Origin of the sequence: Paraburkholderia largidicola (assembly GCF_013426895.1) — a bacterium.
In the GTDB taxonomy this organism is placed as follows: domain Bacteria; phylum Pseudomonadota; class Gammaproteobacteria; order Burkholderiales; family Burkholderiaceae; genus Paraburkholderia; species Paraburkholderia largidicola.
In genome coordinates, this window is the sequence record NZ_AP023176.1 from 1,455,526 (window position 1) to 1,471,482 (window position 15,957).

Genomic DNA, 15,957 nt, shown 5'->3' on the forward strand with positions numbered 1-15,957 from the left:
AGTTATCAACGAATAGTCGTCGGGATTCACGATACTTTTACGGACCCAATAATAAGCAAAACGAACAAAGTGAATCAGAAGGCATATCGGCTCGTATTTAGCCGGTTCAGAGGAATGCTTGTCGCCGTCGAGGAAACCGCCACGGCAGCGGGCAAGGCAGGAGAAACACGTGCGACGGGCCGCACACCCAAGGCGCTGGCGATATGCCTGTCGTTGCGTCAGCTTGCGCTGACCGCGCTGCTTACCCTTTCATCGCTCATGGCGTCAGCGCAGATCGTACCGGGCGGTTCGCACGCGCCTGGCGTCGTGACCACGCAGAACGGCATCCCACAGGTCAACATCAACAGGCCCGCTGGTTCGGGTGTGTCGATGAACACCTACAACCAGTTCGATGTTCAGAAAAACGGTGCAATCCTCAACAACTCGCCGACTATCGTCAATACGCAGCAGGCCGGTTATATCAACGGCAATCCAAATTTCGGGGCGAACGATGCCGCGCGTGTGATCGTCAACCAGGTCAACGGCGCTGCACCGTCGCAGTTGCGCGGTTTTCTTGAAGTCGCGGGCAGGAGCGCGCAGGTTGTCGTCGCTAATCCGAATGGGTTGCTGGTCGACGGCGGCGGTTTCATCAATACGTCGCGCGCGACGCTCACGACGGGTATGCCCAACTTTGCTGCCGATGGATCGCTCGCGGGTTTCAACGTGACGGGTGGCAATATCACCGTGCAGGGCGCGGGGTTCAACGGGTCGAATATTGACCAGGTCGACCTTCTGGCGCGTGCGGTGCAGGCCAATGCCGCGATCTACGCCAGGAACCTGAACGTCGTAACAGGCGCGAATGCCGTCGATTACAACACGCTTGCCGCGACGCCCATTGCGGGCAGCGCCCCCGCACCGGGTGTCTCCATCGACGTGAGCAACCTTGGCGGCATGTATGCGAACCGCATCGTGCTGGTCGGCGCGGAGAACGGCGTCGGCGTGTCGAACAAGGGCGTGCTCGCGGCGCAGGCGGGCGACCTGATCCTGACGACACAGGGCAAGTTGGTGCTGGCCGGTCAAACGAACGCAAGCGGCAACATCACGGCGAACGCGCGCGATGGCATCGACAACAGCGGCACGACATACGCGCAGCAGAGTGTCGGCGCGAATACTTTGGGTGTGCTCGCCAACAGCGGCACGTTTGCCGCGCAGCAGAACACGATTATCAGCGCGGGCAGCGTCACATCGACGGGCACGTTCGGCGCGGGTGTGAATGGCGACGGGACGATTGCCGGTTCCGGCGACCTGTCTGTCACTGCGACCGGCTCAGTCGCGGCCACGGGCCGGAACCAGGGCGGCGGCAATACGACGATTCAGGGTGCGGCCGTCAATCTCACTGGCAGCAACACGTCGGCTAACGGAATGCTGACGCTCGCCGCCAGCAACGGCGACCTGAACCTGTCGGGCGCGAGCACGACGGCAGCTGGCGCGCTCAATGCAAGCGCATCGGGCACGCTAACGAACGACAACGGCAAGCTGTCCGGTGGTTCGGTTCAGGCGTCGGCGGCGAACGTCTCGAACACGGGCGGTCAGATCGTGTCAGGCTCGACGGTTGGGCTTTCCACGGCGGGCGCGCTCGCGAACCGTCAGGGTGTCATCCAGTCGGCGGGCAGCGCGACCGTGAACGCGGCTTCGCTCGACAACACGGGCGGCCAGATCCTCTCGCTAAACGGCGACGGCCTGAACCTCGGGGTGACGGGCACACTGCTGAATGGCGTCGGCGGCACTATCGGCGGCAACGGCAATGTCCAGGTGAGCGCGTCCACGTTCACGAACCAGGGCAAGGCGAACGCGCTGCGCGACGCAGTGCTGCGTGCGTGGAACCTGACCAACAGCGGCACGGTAACGGCGGGCGGCGCATTGAACGCGTCGGCAACGGGCGCACTCAGTAACTCGGGCGGCACGCTGTCAGGCGCGGCGACAACCGTCAACGCTTCATCCATCGACAACACGAGCGGGAGCATCGACGGCGACACGCTCGCCGTCATGTCATCGGGCGACCTCGTCAACCGCAACGGCAGGCTGACGCAGTACGGCACGGCCGACCAGACAATCAGCGCGGGCGGCGCGCTCGACACTACAGGCGGCACGATAGCGTCGAATGCGAACGGTCTGACCGTCTCCGCGAATAGCATCACCAACGACAGCGGCACGCTCCAGCATGCGGGCGCGGGCATGCTCAAGATCAAGGCATCGGGCGCGCTGTCGAACATCGGCGGCAAGGTGCAGACGAATGGCGCGCTGACCGTGTCCGGCGCGAAGCTGGACAACAGCGGCGGCACACTCACCGCGCAGCAGGCCGCTCAGGTGAATGCGGACTCAGGCTTCGTCAACCGCAACGGCACGGTGTACGGCGCCAAAGGGCTGACCGTTTCGACACAGGGCGACATCGACAACACGGGCGGCTCGGCACAGTCGGCGGGCGCCCTGTCCGTGACGGCGGGCGGTGCACTCTCGAACGCACGAGGCACGATTTCAGCAAACGGCGCGCATGGTGCGGTCAATCTGTCGGCCGCGAGCGTCGATAACACCAAAGGCAAGCTGACCAACGCGGGCGACGGTGCGACGACTGTCACGGCGTTCAGTGTCACGAATACGGGTGGCACACTCGGCGGCAACGGCGACGTGACGGTCAACGCACAGACGCTGACGAACGATGCAGGCGCGAACCTCGTCGCAGGCGGCGCGGCCCACCTGAACGTCACGCAACGTGTGAACAATGCGGGCGGCACGCTCTACGGCGGCACGGGCCTGACGCTGAAGCAGGCGGGCGCGGCCGTCATCAACGACAGCGGCACGATCCTCGGCGGACTGGATGTGTCGGTCAATGTCGCGTCGCTGTCGAATGCGAGCGGCGCGATCCGTGCGAACCGGGACATCGCGGCAAGCGGCATCGTATCCGGCGACGGCGACATGATCGCGGGCCGCAATCTCGGGCTGGCCGTCAACGGCGACTACACGAGCGGCGCATCGAACAACCTGCACGCGGACGGCGACATGACGCTCAGCGCGACGGGCACGCTCACGAATACGGGCACGCTCGCAGCCAATGGCGCACTCACCGCGACGGGCGCGAATGTCGTCAACGCGATGGGCGCGGACATCAATTCGACGAACACGACCGTCAGCGCAGCGGGCACATTGAGCAATGCCGGACGTATCGAAGGCGACGCGGTCACGACGCACAGCGCGACGCTCGCCAATACCGGAACGGTCATCGGCAATGACGTGACAGTCAATGCGAACGATGTGCAGAACACGGGCGCGGCGGCCGTCATCGCGGGCGCGAACAGCGTCCATGTCTACGCGCAGAACGCCGTGACCAACGCGGACGGCGCGCTGATCTACAGCGCGGGCAGTCTGGAGATTGCGAAGGACGGCACGCGCGACGGCTCCGGCATGCTCGCCAACCAGACAGGCACGCTCACCAACAGCGCCGGGACCATCGAAGCGGACGGCGATATCGACATTGCCGCGCACACGGTCAGCAACATAAGGACGGGCGTACAGACGGCACCAGGCACGCCGCAGGACGCTGGTACCACCACGCTCACACTGTGGACGGCGGGCCTCGGAAGCGACCTGTCAGCGGGCGTATTCGGCAACTACCATAGCCTGGATTTTCCTGAATGGAACTGGAGCCTGGGCGCGGGCATTGGCGACAAGACCATCTATGCGCTGGCGAATCCCATCACGATCAAGGTTCCCGCCTCGCAGGTGACGAACATCGACACGAGCGCGCAGACGTTCTCCCTGACGCAGCCAATCTATGACCACTATCAATCCGGCTCGACTATCGTTGCACGCGACATTACGACCAACGCAACGCAGTGGTACAACAGCCTGACGACCAACGCCGATGGTACGGTGTCGATCACCTTCTGGCCCGACTTCGATCCGAACAGGAACATTCGTCCTGACCAGGCCGAAGTGAGATGGGACATCGGCAATCACGACTACGTCGAAAAGTCGCGCGCCACGCAAACCACCACCACGACCGACCAGCTCGTCAGCGCGGGCAACGTCGCAACGATCCAGGCGCAAGACGCAATCCGCATCAACGCGGACGGCGGCAGCATCAGCAACGAATCGTCGACGATGGCGGCGGGCGGAAACCTCGTCCGGCGCGCGGACGGCGGCGGCATCGTCAACGACACGGGCACGGTCCTTCAGCAGGCGGTTGTCACGAGTACGGAATCGGTCTTTTACTGGCACCAGAAAACAGGCGGCAGCAACAGTACGACGGAACCCCGCAACGACGGCAAGTATGACGGCGTGACGCAGTACACGACGACCGTCGATGCCCTGCCCGCGATTGCCTCGTCGAACCAGAACGTGCAGACCGATGCGCAGACCATCAGCATCAACTCAGTCGACCGTCAGGGGCAGACGGTTGCCGGATCGGGCGTCACGGGCGGCAGCGCGGACGGCACGCAGACGGGCACCATCAGCGGCCAGTCGAACCGGCCGCAGACGGTCGGCGGCGCGACGGGCGGCATCCCGAATCTGAAACTGCCTGTCAATGGCCTGTACACGTACAACACCGCGCCCGGAACGACGTACCTGATTGCAACCGATCCGCGATTCACGCAGTACGCGAATTTCATTTCGAGCGACTACCTGCTCAAGCAGTTGGGCTACGACCCGTCGACTATCGAGAAACGACTCGGTGACGGACTGTATGAAACTACGCTGATCCGCAACCAGGTGACCCAACTCACGGGCCGCGCGTTCCTCGCAGGCTTCACCGACAATCTCGACGAATACACGGCGCTGATGAACCACGGCGTCACGTATGCGAAGGCGTTCGGGCTGGAACCGGGCATTGCGCTGACGCCCGCGCAAATGGCGCAACTCACGACTGACATGGTCTGGTTAGTGTCGCAGGACGTGACCCTGCCGGACGGTTCGCATCAGAGCGTACTCGTGCCCCAGGTGTATCTCGCGCAATCCAGCACGGTCGACCTCACGCGCAGCGGCGCACTCGTCGCGGGTAACGCGGTGAACCTGAACGCGAGCGGCGACGTGAACAACAGTGGGCATATCGTCAGCAACGTCGCGACGACCGTGATCGGCAACAGCATCACGAACAGCGGCATGATCGGCAGCGCGGGCACGACGGCCGTTGCAGCCGTGCAGGACGTGCGCAATTCGAGCGGTCGCATCGGCGGGGCCGATGTCATCGTGCAGGCCGGTCGCGATGTCATCAACGAGACGCAGACCTACGGTGTATCGAAGTCCTTCACTGACGGGCACTATGCCGGTGGCGCTACGGGTACGGCCGTCGATGCCCTCGGCACGATTTCCGCAACGAACAGCGCGACGGTGACCGCAGGCCGCGACGTGAACCTCAATGGCGCACTGGTGCAGGCTGGCGGCAGTGCAGCCATTGCAGCGGGCCGCGACCTGAATGTCGGCACGGTCGAACTCACCGCGACGAAGGATTCGAGCGGTTACGGTGGTCAGGACTTCCGGCACGAAAGGCAGACGCAAAACCTTGGTAGCGCGATTGTCGCGGGCGGCGACGTGGTAACGGTGTCGGGCCGAGACACAACGCTCACCAACGCCACGGTTCGCGCGGGCGGTGATGTGTCGATGGTTGCGGGTGGTGACCTGACGGTGACAGCGACGAAGGACGTTCATACGCATAGTGAACAGTCGATGAGCAACAGCAAGAGCCAGTTGACCAGCTCGTCCTATGACGAACAGGTACAGGGTTCGAGCGTCAGCGCGGGTGGCAATGCGACGCTTGCGGCCGGTCTGTCCGGTAATGGCAACCTTGCGATTCTCGGCTCGACCGTCGCGACGGATGCAGGCGGCGTCAAACTCGTCTCGACGGGCGATGTGACCATCGGCAGTGTCACTGAAACACATGACTCGCAAAGCTGGTCGCATAACGAGCACTCCGGGTTTCTGTCGAAACAAAAGGACACGGATACGACGAGTTCGCACCAGGTTATCGCGAACGGCTCGACGATATCGGGCGATAGGGTCACGGGCGCAGCCGGTCACGACATGACGATTAGCGGCTCGACGGTCGCGGCCACACACGACGTGAACCTGTCCGCAGCGAACAACCTGACGGTCAACACGTCGCAGGATACGAGCGATTCGAGTCACTTTCATCAGGAAGTGAAGACAGGCCTCGGCAGTTCGGGTGGTATCGGCATCTCCTACGGCAAGGTCGACACGAAGGACACGACGAACGACAGTTCGGTGACGAACAACGCCAGCATGATCGGGAGCACGGGCGGCAGCGTGAATCTGACGGCGGGCGCGGATCTGCATGTGACAGGCAGCGATCTCATTGCGGCTCAGAACGTGACGGGTGCGGGTGCGAACGTCATTATCGACGCGGCGACGAACACCGCGCACCACGACGAGACGCAGGAAGTCAGCAAGAGCGGTTTCACGCTGGCCGTGAAAGCGCCCGTCATCGACGCCATTTCGAACACCATCGACCAGGCGCGGGCGGCGGGCCACAGTCAGGATGATCGCGCGGCGGCGTTGCATGGCATGGCGGCGGCAAGTGGCGCGCTCGACTCCATCGGCGCAGCGGGCGGCGCAATGGGCGAACTCGCCAACGGTCAGACGCCGTCGGCCAAGATCGAACTCAGCTACGGCAGCAGCCATAGCAAGAACACGTTCACCGAAGACAGCACGATGAACCGGGGTTCGAGCGTCACGGCGGGCGGCACAGCGGCATTCGTCGCGACGGGCAATGGCCAGACCGCGAGCGGCAACGTGACAATTGCCGGTTCTAACGTGAACGCGAACGACGTGATTCTTGCGGCGAAAAACCAGGTCAATCTCGTCAATACGACCGATACCGACACGACGCGCAGCATGAACCAGTCAAGCAGCGCGAGTGTCGGCGTGTCGTATGGCACGCAGGGATTCGGCGTGTCGGCGTCGATGGCGAAGGCGCACGGCGACGCAAACAGCGACGCGACGATGCAGAGCAACACGCATGTCACGGCGGCAAATACCGCGACCATTATTTCGGGCGGCGATACGAACATCATCGGCGCGAATGTGAATGGCCGTCAGGTGAACGCCGATGTCGGCGGCAACCTGAACATCGCGAGCGTGCAGGACACGATGGCGAGCAGCGCGCATCAGGAAAGCATGGGAGGCGGTTTCAGCGTCAGTCAGGGCGGCGGCAGTGGGAGCTTTAGTTCGCAGCACGGCAATGCGAGCGGCAGCTATACGGGCGTGAACGAACAGGCAGGCATCCGGTCGGGCGACGGTGGGTTCAACGTCAACGTCAAAGGCAATACGGACCTGAACGGCGCGATTATCGCGAGCGATGCGGATGCGTCGAAGAATAATCTGTCGACAGGCACACTCACCTATTCCGACATACAGAACCAGTCCAGCTACGACGCGCATTCGGGCGGGTTCAGCGCGGGCGCGACGACGGGTGACGGCGGCTCGAACTACACGACGCACGGCCCTGCTTCCGGCAAGAACGCGGGCGGCGGCGCGCCGATGTTGAGTCAGAACGACAGCGGCAGCGACAGCGCCACGACGCGCAGCGGCATCAGCGCGGGCACGATCAATGTCACGGACAGCGCGCACCAGACGCAGGATGTGGCGGGCCTGAACCGCGATACGTCGAATACGAACGGCACGGTCGCGACGTTGCCGGACGTGAACAACCTGCTGGACAAACAGGCTGACATGATGGCGGCGGCGAGCGCGGCGGGTGAAGCGGTATCGCGGCGCGTGGGCGATTACGCAAACTCGAAACTCAAGGAAGCACAGGCAGCGGGTGACCAGGCAGGCATCGACGCGTGGAAGGAAGGAGGCACGGCGCGGGCTGAAATGCAGGCGGCAGGCGGAGCGCTCGTCGCCGGTCTCGCGGGCGGTAATGCGCTCGGCGGCGCAGCCGGTGCGGGGATTGCGTCGATTGCTGCGGGCAAGCTGAACGAACTGAGCGGTGCGATTGCAGGATCGAATCCGACCGGCAATGCGGATATGAACCAGGCACTCGGCAACATCGTGGCGAACGCGATTGCTACTGGAGCGGGCGCGGCGGTCGGAGGCAATGCGGGCGCGTTCTCTGGGTACGACGTGGACCGTTACAACCGGCAGTTGCACCCCGAGGAAAAGACGCTAGCGAAGCAACTCGCAGACAAGAGTGGCGGCAAATATACCCAGGCGCAGATCGAAGACCAATTGCACATCATGGGTGTAAGCACGAACGGCACGTCCGAATCGGGAGCACCCGCAACACTGATCGGGCAGGCACCGACTGATTCAGGTGCGCAATGGATTTCGGGCGGAACGACGGCGGACGGCAAACCGATTCTGACGCAGGTTACAGCGCAGGCGAATCCAGATTTGCAGGTTTACATTCTCGCAAACTATGGATCAGCGTCGCCGGGCGGCGTGCCTAGCCAGTTCACCTATGATCGGCCATCGGGAACCGGCTCGACAAACATAGCTGGTCCTTTTACCAGGATGGACAAGTCCGATGTTAATTTCGTGAGGAACACAACGGCGGACGTGTCGTCGATGATCTCGACGAATGCTGGACGCGTATCGGCCGTTGCAGCAGCAGGCGGAGCAATAACGCCTTGTTCTGTCGTCTGTGATGGGATTGCATTTGCTGGAACAATTCTAGGGACCGCCGCCGACGCAGTCGGACAATTGGCTAACCACGACAACGGGCAGTATATTTTCAACGGTTCTACGTCTCTCGCGTCGAACTGGATATCAGCTGCTCAGCCCCGTTTCACCCCTATCGTGAATGAGTTGGTCAATTTAGTTAACGGGAGCGGTATCGCTACAAACGCTCAGGGCAAAATAAACTCCATTCTTGGACCTCAACCCTCCAATGGGAAAAAATGAAAATCCAGTTTATCGACAACGGCAACTTATCGTCGTGGCTTCGCTTGGCACTAATCGTAGTTGGGCTGGTGTTTGGCACTGTTGCGATTGAATACGATCTTCCGAACGTTTGGGCGAGGGTTCTATTATTAGGTGGCTTTTTTCTCGTACTAATCGGTGGAATGGCTAGTCGGGCTAAATTGCTGAATATCAAACCCTTCGACAACAGCTACAAGAAAGCACGCAAGACCTACGAGAGCAACGACAACGAGGAAAGGAAATGAGTACGCAACAATCAGACGACGTCTACATTGATGACAAGTTTGCAGTTGCGGAAGTAGTGTTTTACATGCTCTCGGTGCTACAGATTATTTCTGCATTGATGATGGCGACGGGTTCTCTACCGATCAATCTGGCACAGTCGGCAACAACTATGCAGCGTGCCGCAGTGACCCTCGCGGCAGTGGTCAACATCCTCTGCTTTGCCGTCGCCTACGTCATGGTCGCCCGTTACCTCAAACGTTGCACGAGTCTGGTGTGGCGCATCGCCTTGGCTCTACTCCTGATGAACCTCGGCCTAAACGCAGTGCTAGTTGTCGTGCAGCCAGGCCCGGGGCCAGTACTGATCTGTTGCCTCTCTGTAGCGGGGATTGGTTCGCTATGGAACCGGCGTAAAGCCGTCAAACCATAAGTCTCAGAGCGATTCTATTGCGGCAGCGGTCTCATGGCCGCTTGCCTCGCCACACGCAAAATCATAGACCAATTCACCAATGAAAATCAGGAACAGGCTGGCGGCTTTGCCGCTCACAGCCCTGGTCACACTCGCGTCTGCACAACGCGCGCCTTCGCCGGCAGACGAAGCAGCAGCCGCACGCGCGAACGCGGAACAGAACCAGCAACTACAGCAGCAGCGCGACGCACAGCAGCGGGAACAGACCGTCACTGCGGCCACCGTGCGCTCCACCGTGCCGAAGGCCGGGGTATATCCCGACCTTCCGCGCGAATCGCCGTGCTTTCGCATCGACACGTTCGCGCTCGACGTACCGGCCACGCTCCCCGATGTCGCGCGCAAGCATGGCGCGTCCAATCTCCCGCTTGATCCTTTCTGGTTCGCGCGCGAATGGCTCGATCACTACAGGGGCGAGTGTATCGGCAAGGCGAGACTCGACATACTCACGAAGGGATTGCAGCAGATGATCCTGTCGCGCGGCTACGTGACGACACGCGTGCTGCTGCCCGAACAGGACATGTCGACGGGCACGCTGAAAGTCGCGCTCGTGCCGGGTGTCGTGCGGCATCTACGTTTTGCCGATCCCGACATGCGCGGCACATGGAAATCCGCATTTCCAGCGCGCGACGACGACCTGCTGAACCTGCGCGATCTGGAGCAAGGGCTGGAGCAGATGAAGCGCGTCGCGTCGCAAGACGTTGACATGAAGATCGAACCGACTGACGCGCCAGGCGAAAGCGACATCGTTCTGAACGTCAAACGCGCGAAGCCATGGAGGTTCGTCGTATCGGCCGACAACTCGGGTACAAACGCAACGGGCAAATGGCAAGGCAACGTGAGCCTCGGCATCGACAACCCGCTCGGCCTGAACGACGTGTTCATGGTCGGCGCGAACCAGGATCTGTCGTTCGGCAACAAGACGCTCGGCTCGCATGGTTTCAACGGCTCGTATTCCGTGCCGTGGGGTTACTGGACGGCGACGCTATCGGGCAACACGAACACGTACTACCAGAACGTCGCGGGCGTGAACCAGACGTTCGTGTCCAGCGGCAACGCGCGGACAACCGCATTCAGGCTCGCGCGCGTACTCTCGCGCAGCCAGAGCGACGTGCTCGGCGCGTATCTCCAGCTGTCGAAGCGTTTCGGCGAGAGCTTCATCGAAGGCACGACGATCCCGATTCAGGACCGCAACAACACGTTCATCGAAGCGGGCGCGACCGACCGCCATTTCTTCGGCGCGGCGCAGTTCGACGGCACGCTTGCCTACCGTCAAGGCGTTCGCGGCCTGGGCGCAACCGGCGATCCGAACCCGTACCTCTACGACCCAACCACGCAGAACACGCCGCATCCCACCTATCTCTACGAGATGGCCGTACTCGACGCCAATCTGTCGATACCGTTCGCCATCGCATCACAGAATGTCCGCTACGTGACGACCTTCCACGGACAGTTCACCAACGACCTGCTGTTCTACATCGACGACTTGACCATCGGCAGCCGCTACACGGTACGCGGCTTCGACGGCGAAACGATGCTCGCAGCAGAGAAAGGCCTCTATTGGCGCAACGAACTGCAATGGCCCATCGTCCAGACAGGACAGACGCTATACGCCGGCATCGACTACGGACGCGTGTACGGCCCGAACACCGCGATTCTGGCGGGCACCCAACTCGCAGGCGCGGTGCTCGGCATTCGTGGCGGCATGCCGGCGACGTACGCAGCATTCTCGTATGACCTGTTCGCGGGCACGCCCATCTACAAACCAGCGGGATTTCCAACTGCACGCGTCACGGCAGGTGTACAGGCGACGATCCAGTTCTAGCGCAACGCCCCGCCTCACCGCGACTCAATCGACCCCTGACTCGGCGGCGACGTCACGATGCCCCACGCGAGCGGCAAATCGCCAATCTGCCCGACCGTCTGATAGCTCTTCGCATCGAGCACGAACACGGCATTCGAGCGCCCGCACGCCATCAGCACCTTCGACCCATCCGGCGTAAAGCTGAAATGCCAGCAGCGCTGCCCGACGGGCGCGTCGGCCACATGCTCATACGTCTTCGCATCGAACACCTGCAAGGTCTTGTCGCGCGCGGCGGCGACGAGCAGATGCTTGCCCTCGGGATCGAACGCGACGCCGTACGGACCCATCTTCGTATCGACCGTCTTCAGTGTCTTCAACGTCGCCGCGTCCAGCACGACGAACTTGTTGGTGTTCTCCAGCGTCACCACATACTGCTTGTGGTCCGGCGACGCCTTGATGCCGCGCGGCCGCGAACCCTTGTCCATCTTCACCGTGCGCACGAGCTTGCCCGTGCCGGTGCGATACACCGACACCGTATCGTCGCCTTCGTTAGTGACGAGCAGCTCGCGCCCATCCGGCGAAAACTCGACGCCCTCTGTCTCGTGCCCGCTCTTCACCGAGCGCACCACCTTCATCGTCTTCAGATCGACGATGGCGACTTCGGCGGGCGGGCTGTTCGCGTCGTCATCGTCGTCGTGGCCCTTCCCCGGCCCGCCGCCCGCTCCGGCTTCGGGCTTGCCTTCCGGTTTGCCTGCGCCCTCGGCACCCTGCGTTCCCTGATTCGCCGCCAGCACCTGCGGCGGCGGCCCGCTCTCACCCGGTTCATAGGTCACGTAAGCAAACCCGCGATGCACCCGCACGAACTCCGGGTTCTTGCCGATCTTCACGCGCGCGATCACCTTGTCCGTCGACGTATCGATCACCGACAGATCGCCCGTCTTGTTCGCCACCAATAGCTTGCTGCCGTCCGACGTCAGGCTCAGCCCGCGCGGGCCGTCCTTGCCGAGTCCGATGGTTTTCTTCAGCGTCATCTGGTCGAGGTCGATCACGCCGACGCCGTTCGTCTCGCTCGTCACGTACGCGACGGACGCGGCCGATGCCTGTCCGATACCCGCGCCCAACAGAACGGCGAGCGCGACGGATATCGCCACGCGTGTATGTCTGGTCGTGCAATGCATCGATGTCTCCTGCGGAGTGTTGTTCGACGGGGCCGCGTCGAATCGCGCGAGCCATGTTCGTTGTGCCGCAAGGGCAGATTCACCCAGGCTCAAGTTAGCGCATCGCGCGTCGGGATGACAGCTTGGAGGGCCGGGAGTTTTTCCCGAAATCGATGGATGCGCGCGGCTCAATGCGCGGCTTCCGGTTCTGACGCGAGCAGGCCGACAAGTGCGTCGACGCCGCGCCGCCACGACTGGTCCGTATTGCCGCGGATATCGACGGAGCGCTGGAACACGACCTGCCCGCTCGCCGTGTCTTCGATGCGCAGGTTGATGTTGAGGATCAGGTTGCTGATTTTCTGCACCCAGCACACGCCGACGCGTTGCACGCCGAGCTTTCGGCCGATTTCCAGCTCGCAGCCGTTGCAGGCGCTCAGGTCCTGCGTCTTCGTGAAGCCGTCGATCAGCGCCGCCGCCGGACGATTGTCCGCGACCTTGAACAGGCCGCGCTGGTCGACGCGCGTGCGCAACTCGGTGCTCGCCATCGCGGCACGCGCCTGTTGCGACTGGGTGACGGAGGCATCGTTGTACGCCGCGTTGTCGTCGATCACGACGCAGTCGAGCAGCGCGATGGCGGGCGGCGCGGCAGCGACTGTCACCGAAACGGTACAGAGTGCGGCGCTCGCAACGAGCAGACGGCACAGCGCGCATGCGCGCCGCAGTCTGCCGCTGTCGGCGTTGGATCGGCAAGCGGTCAACGCGGTAAGCCCTCCACGATCGATATGCGCATGGCGCAGGCGCACCGATGCGCCCGCCTTCGCGACGATCGTGAAGCAGATACCGGGCCTGAATGCTGCGGCGCGTTGGCGGCAGGTCAGGTTTCGGAAACGGAATCCGCAGTCTGCGCCGCCGATTCCGCGGCCAGCGCCTTACCAACCTCTTCCGCAAATCGCTGCAACGAAGAAAGTGGCCCGCAGACGCTGTGATACATCTGACTGCCGATCTGCGCGTCCAGCAACACCTGCATGCCGGACTTCTTAGCCATTTCGATCAGATCCACCTGAATCTCCTTGCCGGATACGCTCTCACGCGACAACACCAGCGTACCCAGTCAATTTGACCGTCATTCCCCTGAACAGAGGCCATGAAGCGGATCAATTTACCTGTTTCGACGTCGGACTCACCGGCGAGCCCGTGCGCACACTCAGGGCGATTTGAGCGGCGCCGACACCACGGGCCGCGACGCCAGTTGTGCGTCCTTTGCTGACGGCTCGGCTTTCGGCGAACGCGCCGTCTCGGGGCTCATGATCGAGAACCCGAACGTGTTCACACCGTCCAGGCTGCGCGCGAACACCACGCCGCCGTGCATATCGGCGACCGCCTTGACGATCGCCAGCCCGAGGCCGTGATTCTCGCGGCTGTTCGTTCGCGACAGTTCCGCGCGATAGAAGCGGTCGAACGCGTGATCGAGCACGTCCCGCATGATCGGCGCGCCGGGATTGGCCACGGCGACCCACACGCGGCCCGCTTCGCGCGACACCGTCACGCGGATCATCGCGCCGGGGGCCGTATGGTGGATCGCGTTGATCAGCAGGTTGGCGAAAGCCCGGCCGAACAGCGAACGGTTGACGCGCGCCACCGCATCGCCGTGCAGTTCCGCCTGCACCTGCGCCTCTTCCATCGGCATTTCGAGGAACTCGACGGTGCGCGCAATCTCCGTCGCCAGCGAGACTTCGACCAGTTCGGTCGCCCGCTCGCCCTGATCGGCGCGCGCCAGAAACAGCATGTCGTTGATGATGCCGCGCATCCGTTCGAACTCTTCCAGGTTCGATTGCAGCGTACGGCGCAGGTCGTCGACGGAACGGTTGCGGGTCAACGCCACCTGGGTCTGCCCGATCAGGATCGTCACGGGCGTGCGCAACTCGTGCGCGACGTCGGCGTTGAACGACTCGAGGCGCACGTAGGCCTGATCGAGCCGCTCCAGCGCGCCGTTGAACGAATGCGCGAGATCGTTCAGCTCGAACGGCAGCTCGGTGGTGCGCAATCGCTGCGAGCGGTTATCGGCGCTCACTTCGGATGCGTCCACCGTCAATCTGCGCAAGGGCGCGAGGCCGATCCGCGTGACCCAGTAGCTCAATAGCGACGCGCCGAACGCGCCCAGTGCCGACAGCGCCGCCAACGCAAGGCCGAACTCGCGCAACGCCTGCTCGGTCGGCCCGTAACTGGTCGCCACCTGCAACTGCACCTGCGGACGCTCTCCGTTGGGCGGAATGGTCAGCGTGCGCGTCAGCAGATCGTGGTCGGTGCCGTTGTGCGTGACGCGCGCATAGTCGCCGCGCCATTGCTGCGCGATCGTGCCCGTCACCAGGTGGCCGTAATTGAACACAGGGTTCGTGCTCGAAATCGAATAGCCACTCGTGCCGTCACGCGGCGTCATGTCCGTGAGCTTCTCTTGCGCGATGCGCCACTTGTCGCGGTTGATCGCGTGATGCACGATGATCCGCGCGACCTCCGTGCGGCTATCGAGCGAATCGCGCAGGCGCTGTTCGAGTTGCGAGCGCAGCACGAGAAACAGCCCCGTGTCCACCAGCGTGAAAACCGAGAGCGCGACGAGCGCGAACAGCAGCGCGAGACGTCGTGCGATGGAACGGGTCGGGCGAGTCATGATGCCTCCGCTTCCTCGCGGACTTCGAGCACGTAGCCCATGCCGCGCATGGTGTGCAGCAGCTTGGTCTGGAACGGGCCGTCGAGCTTCGCGCGCAGCCGCTTGATCGCCGTCTCGACGACGTTCGTGTGGCTGTCGAAATTCACGTCCCAGACGAGTTCCGTGATGATCGCTTTCGACAGGATATCCCCCTGACGGCGCGCGAGCACGCTGAGCAACTGGAACTCTTTCGCCGTCAGATCGAGCCGCACGCCGCTGCGCGTCGCCCGCCTGCCGATCAGGTCGACATACAGGTCGCCGACGCAGATCAGCGTCGATTCCTGCACGCGTGTGCGCCGTGCGAGCGCGTGCAGCCGCTCGACCAGTTCGAGAAACGAAAAGGGCTTGGTCAGATAATCGTCGGCGCCTTCGCGCAAGCCACGCACGCGGTCGTTCACGTGATCGCGCGCGGTCAGCATGATGACGGGCGTCGACTTGCGCATGCGCAACGCCTTGAGCACGCTGAGTCCATCGCGCTTGGGCAGCATCACGTCGAGCACGATGATGTCGTAGTCGAACTCGGACGCGAGATGCAGGCCCTCTTCGCCGTCCAGCGCGACGTCGACGACCCAGCCCTGCTCCGTCAGGCCACGGCGCAGATAGTCGACCACCTTGAATTCATCCTCCACGATGAGCAGCTTCATGGGCGCTCCTTTGTATTGTCCTCTTCATTATAAGTAGGCTTTTCAAA

General features: G+C 62.7%; 9 protein-coding genes. 4 read left to right on the forward strand and 5 right to left on the reverse strand.

Translation table 11 applies throughout. The annotated features are described in order from the left end of the window. Window positions 1-114: 114 nt before the first annotated feature. The 4 genes from PPGU16_RS42585 to PPGU16_RS35305 all read left to right on the forward strand — a co-directional run bounded on the left by PPGU16_RS42585 (window position 115) and on the right by PPGU16_RS35305 (window position 11,426). Window positions 115-8,895 (forward strand): two-partner secretion domain-containing protein, encoded by an 8,781-nt coding sequence (locus PPGU16_RS42585; protein WP_243460675.1) that lies wholly within the window; start codon window positions 115-117, stop codon window positions 8,893-8,895. Then, window positions 8,892-9,158 (forward strand): hypothetical protein, encoded by a 267-nt coding sequence (locus PPGU16_RS35295; RefSeq protein WP_180725475.1) that lies wholly within the window; start codon window positions 8,892-8,894, stop codon window positions 9,156-9,158. Before PPGU16_RS42585 ends, PPGU16_RS35295 begins: the two co-directional genes overlap by 4 nt. Next, the gene (locus PPGU16_RS35300) at window positions 9,155-9,565 is read left to right on the forward strand and encodes a hypothetical protein (RefSeq protein WP_035995308.1); all 411 of its coding nucleotides are present in this window, start codon (window positions 9,155-9,157) and stop codon (window positions 9,563-9,565) included. The genes PPGU16_RS35295 and PPGU16_RS35300 overlap by 4 nt, the downstream gene beginning before the upstream one ends. Window positions 9,566-9,644: 79 nt before the next feature. After that, window positions 9,645-11,426 (forward strand): ShlB/FhaC/HecB family hemolysin secretion/activation protein, encoded by a 1,782-nt coding sequence (locus PPGU16_RS35305; RefSeq protein WP_180725476.1) that lies wholly within the window; start codon window positions 9,645-9,647, stop codon window positions 11,424-11,426. 14 nt (window positions 11,427-11,440) lie between these two features. Here PPGU16_RS35305 and PPGU16_RS35310 read toward each other — a convergent pair whose 3' ends face one another. The 5 genes from PPGU16_RS35310 to PPGU16_RS35330 all read right to left on the reverse strand — a co-directional run bounded on the left by PPGU16_RS35310 (window position 11,441) and on the right by PPGU16_RS35330 (window position 15,910). Next, window positions 11,441-12,583, reverse strand: coding sequence for a cytochrome D1 domain-containing protein (locus PPGU16_RS35310; protein ID WP_180725477.1), 1,143 nt, complete (start codon window positions 12,581-12,583; stop codon window positions 11,441-11,443). 167 nt (window positions 12,584-12,750) lie between these two features. Further along, the gene (locus PPGU16_RS35315) at window positions 12,751-13,320 is read right to left on the reverse strand and encodes a DUF3280 domain-containing protein (RefSeq protein ID WP_243460676.1); all 570 of its coding nucleotides are present in this window, start codon (window positions 13,318-13,320) and stop codon (window positions 12,751-12,753) included. Window positions 13,321-13,436: 116 nt separating this feature from the next. After that, entirely contained in the window at window positions 13,437-13,622 is a 186-nt protein-coding gene (locus tag PPGU16_RS35320) for a hypothetical protein (RefSeq protein ID WP_180725479.1), read from the reverse strand. A 144-nt stretch (window positions 13,623-13,766) separates the two neighbouring features. Further along, the gene (locus PPGU16_RS35325; RefSeq protein ID WP_180725480.1) at window positions 13,767-15,227 is read right to left on the reverse strand and encodes a heavy metal sensor histidine kinase; all 1,461 of its coding nucleotides are present in this window, start codon (window positions 15,225-15,227) and stop codon (window positions 13,767-13,769) included. After that, window positions 15,224-15,910 carry a heavy metal response regulator transcription factor gene (locus PPGU16_RS35330; protein ID WP_007576885.1) on the reverse strand — a complete coding sequence of 229 codons (687 nt, stop codon included), beginning with the start codon at window positions 15,908-15,910 and terminating at the stop codon, window positions 15,224-15,226. The genes PPGU16_RS35325 and PPGU16_RS35330 overlap by 4 nt, the downstream gene beginning before the upstream one ends. Between the last annotated feature and the right edge of the window lie 47 nt (window positions 15,911-15,957).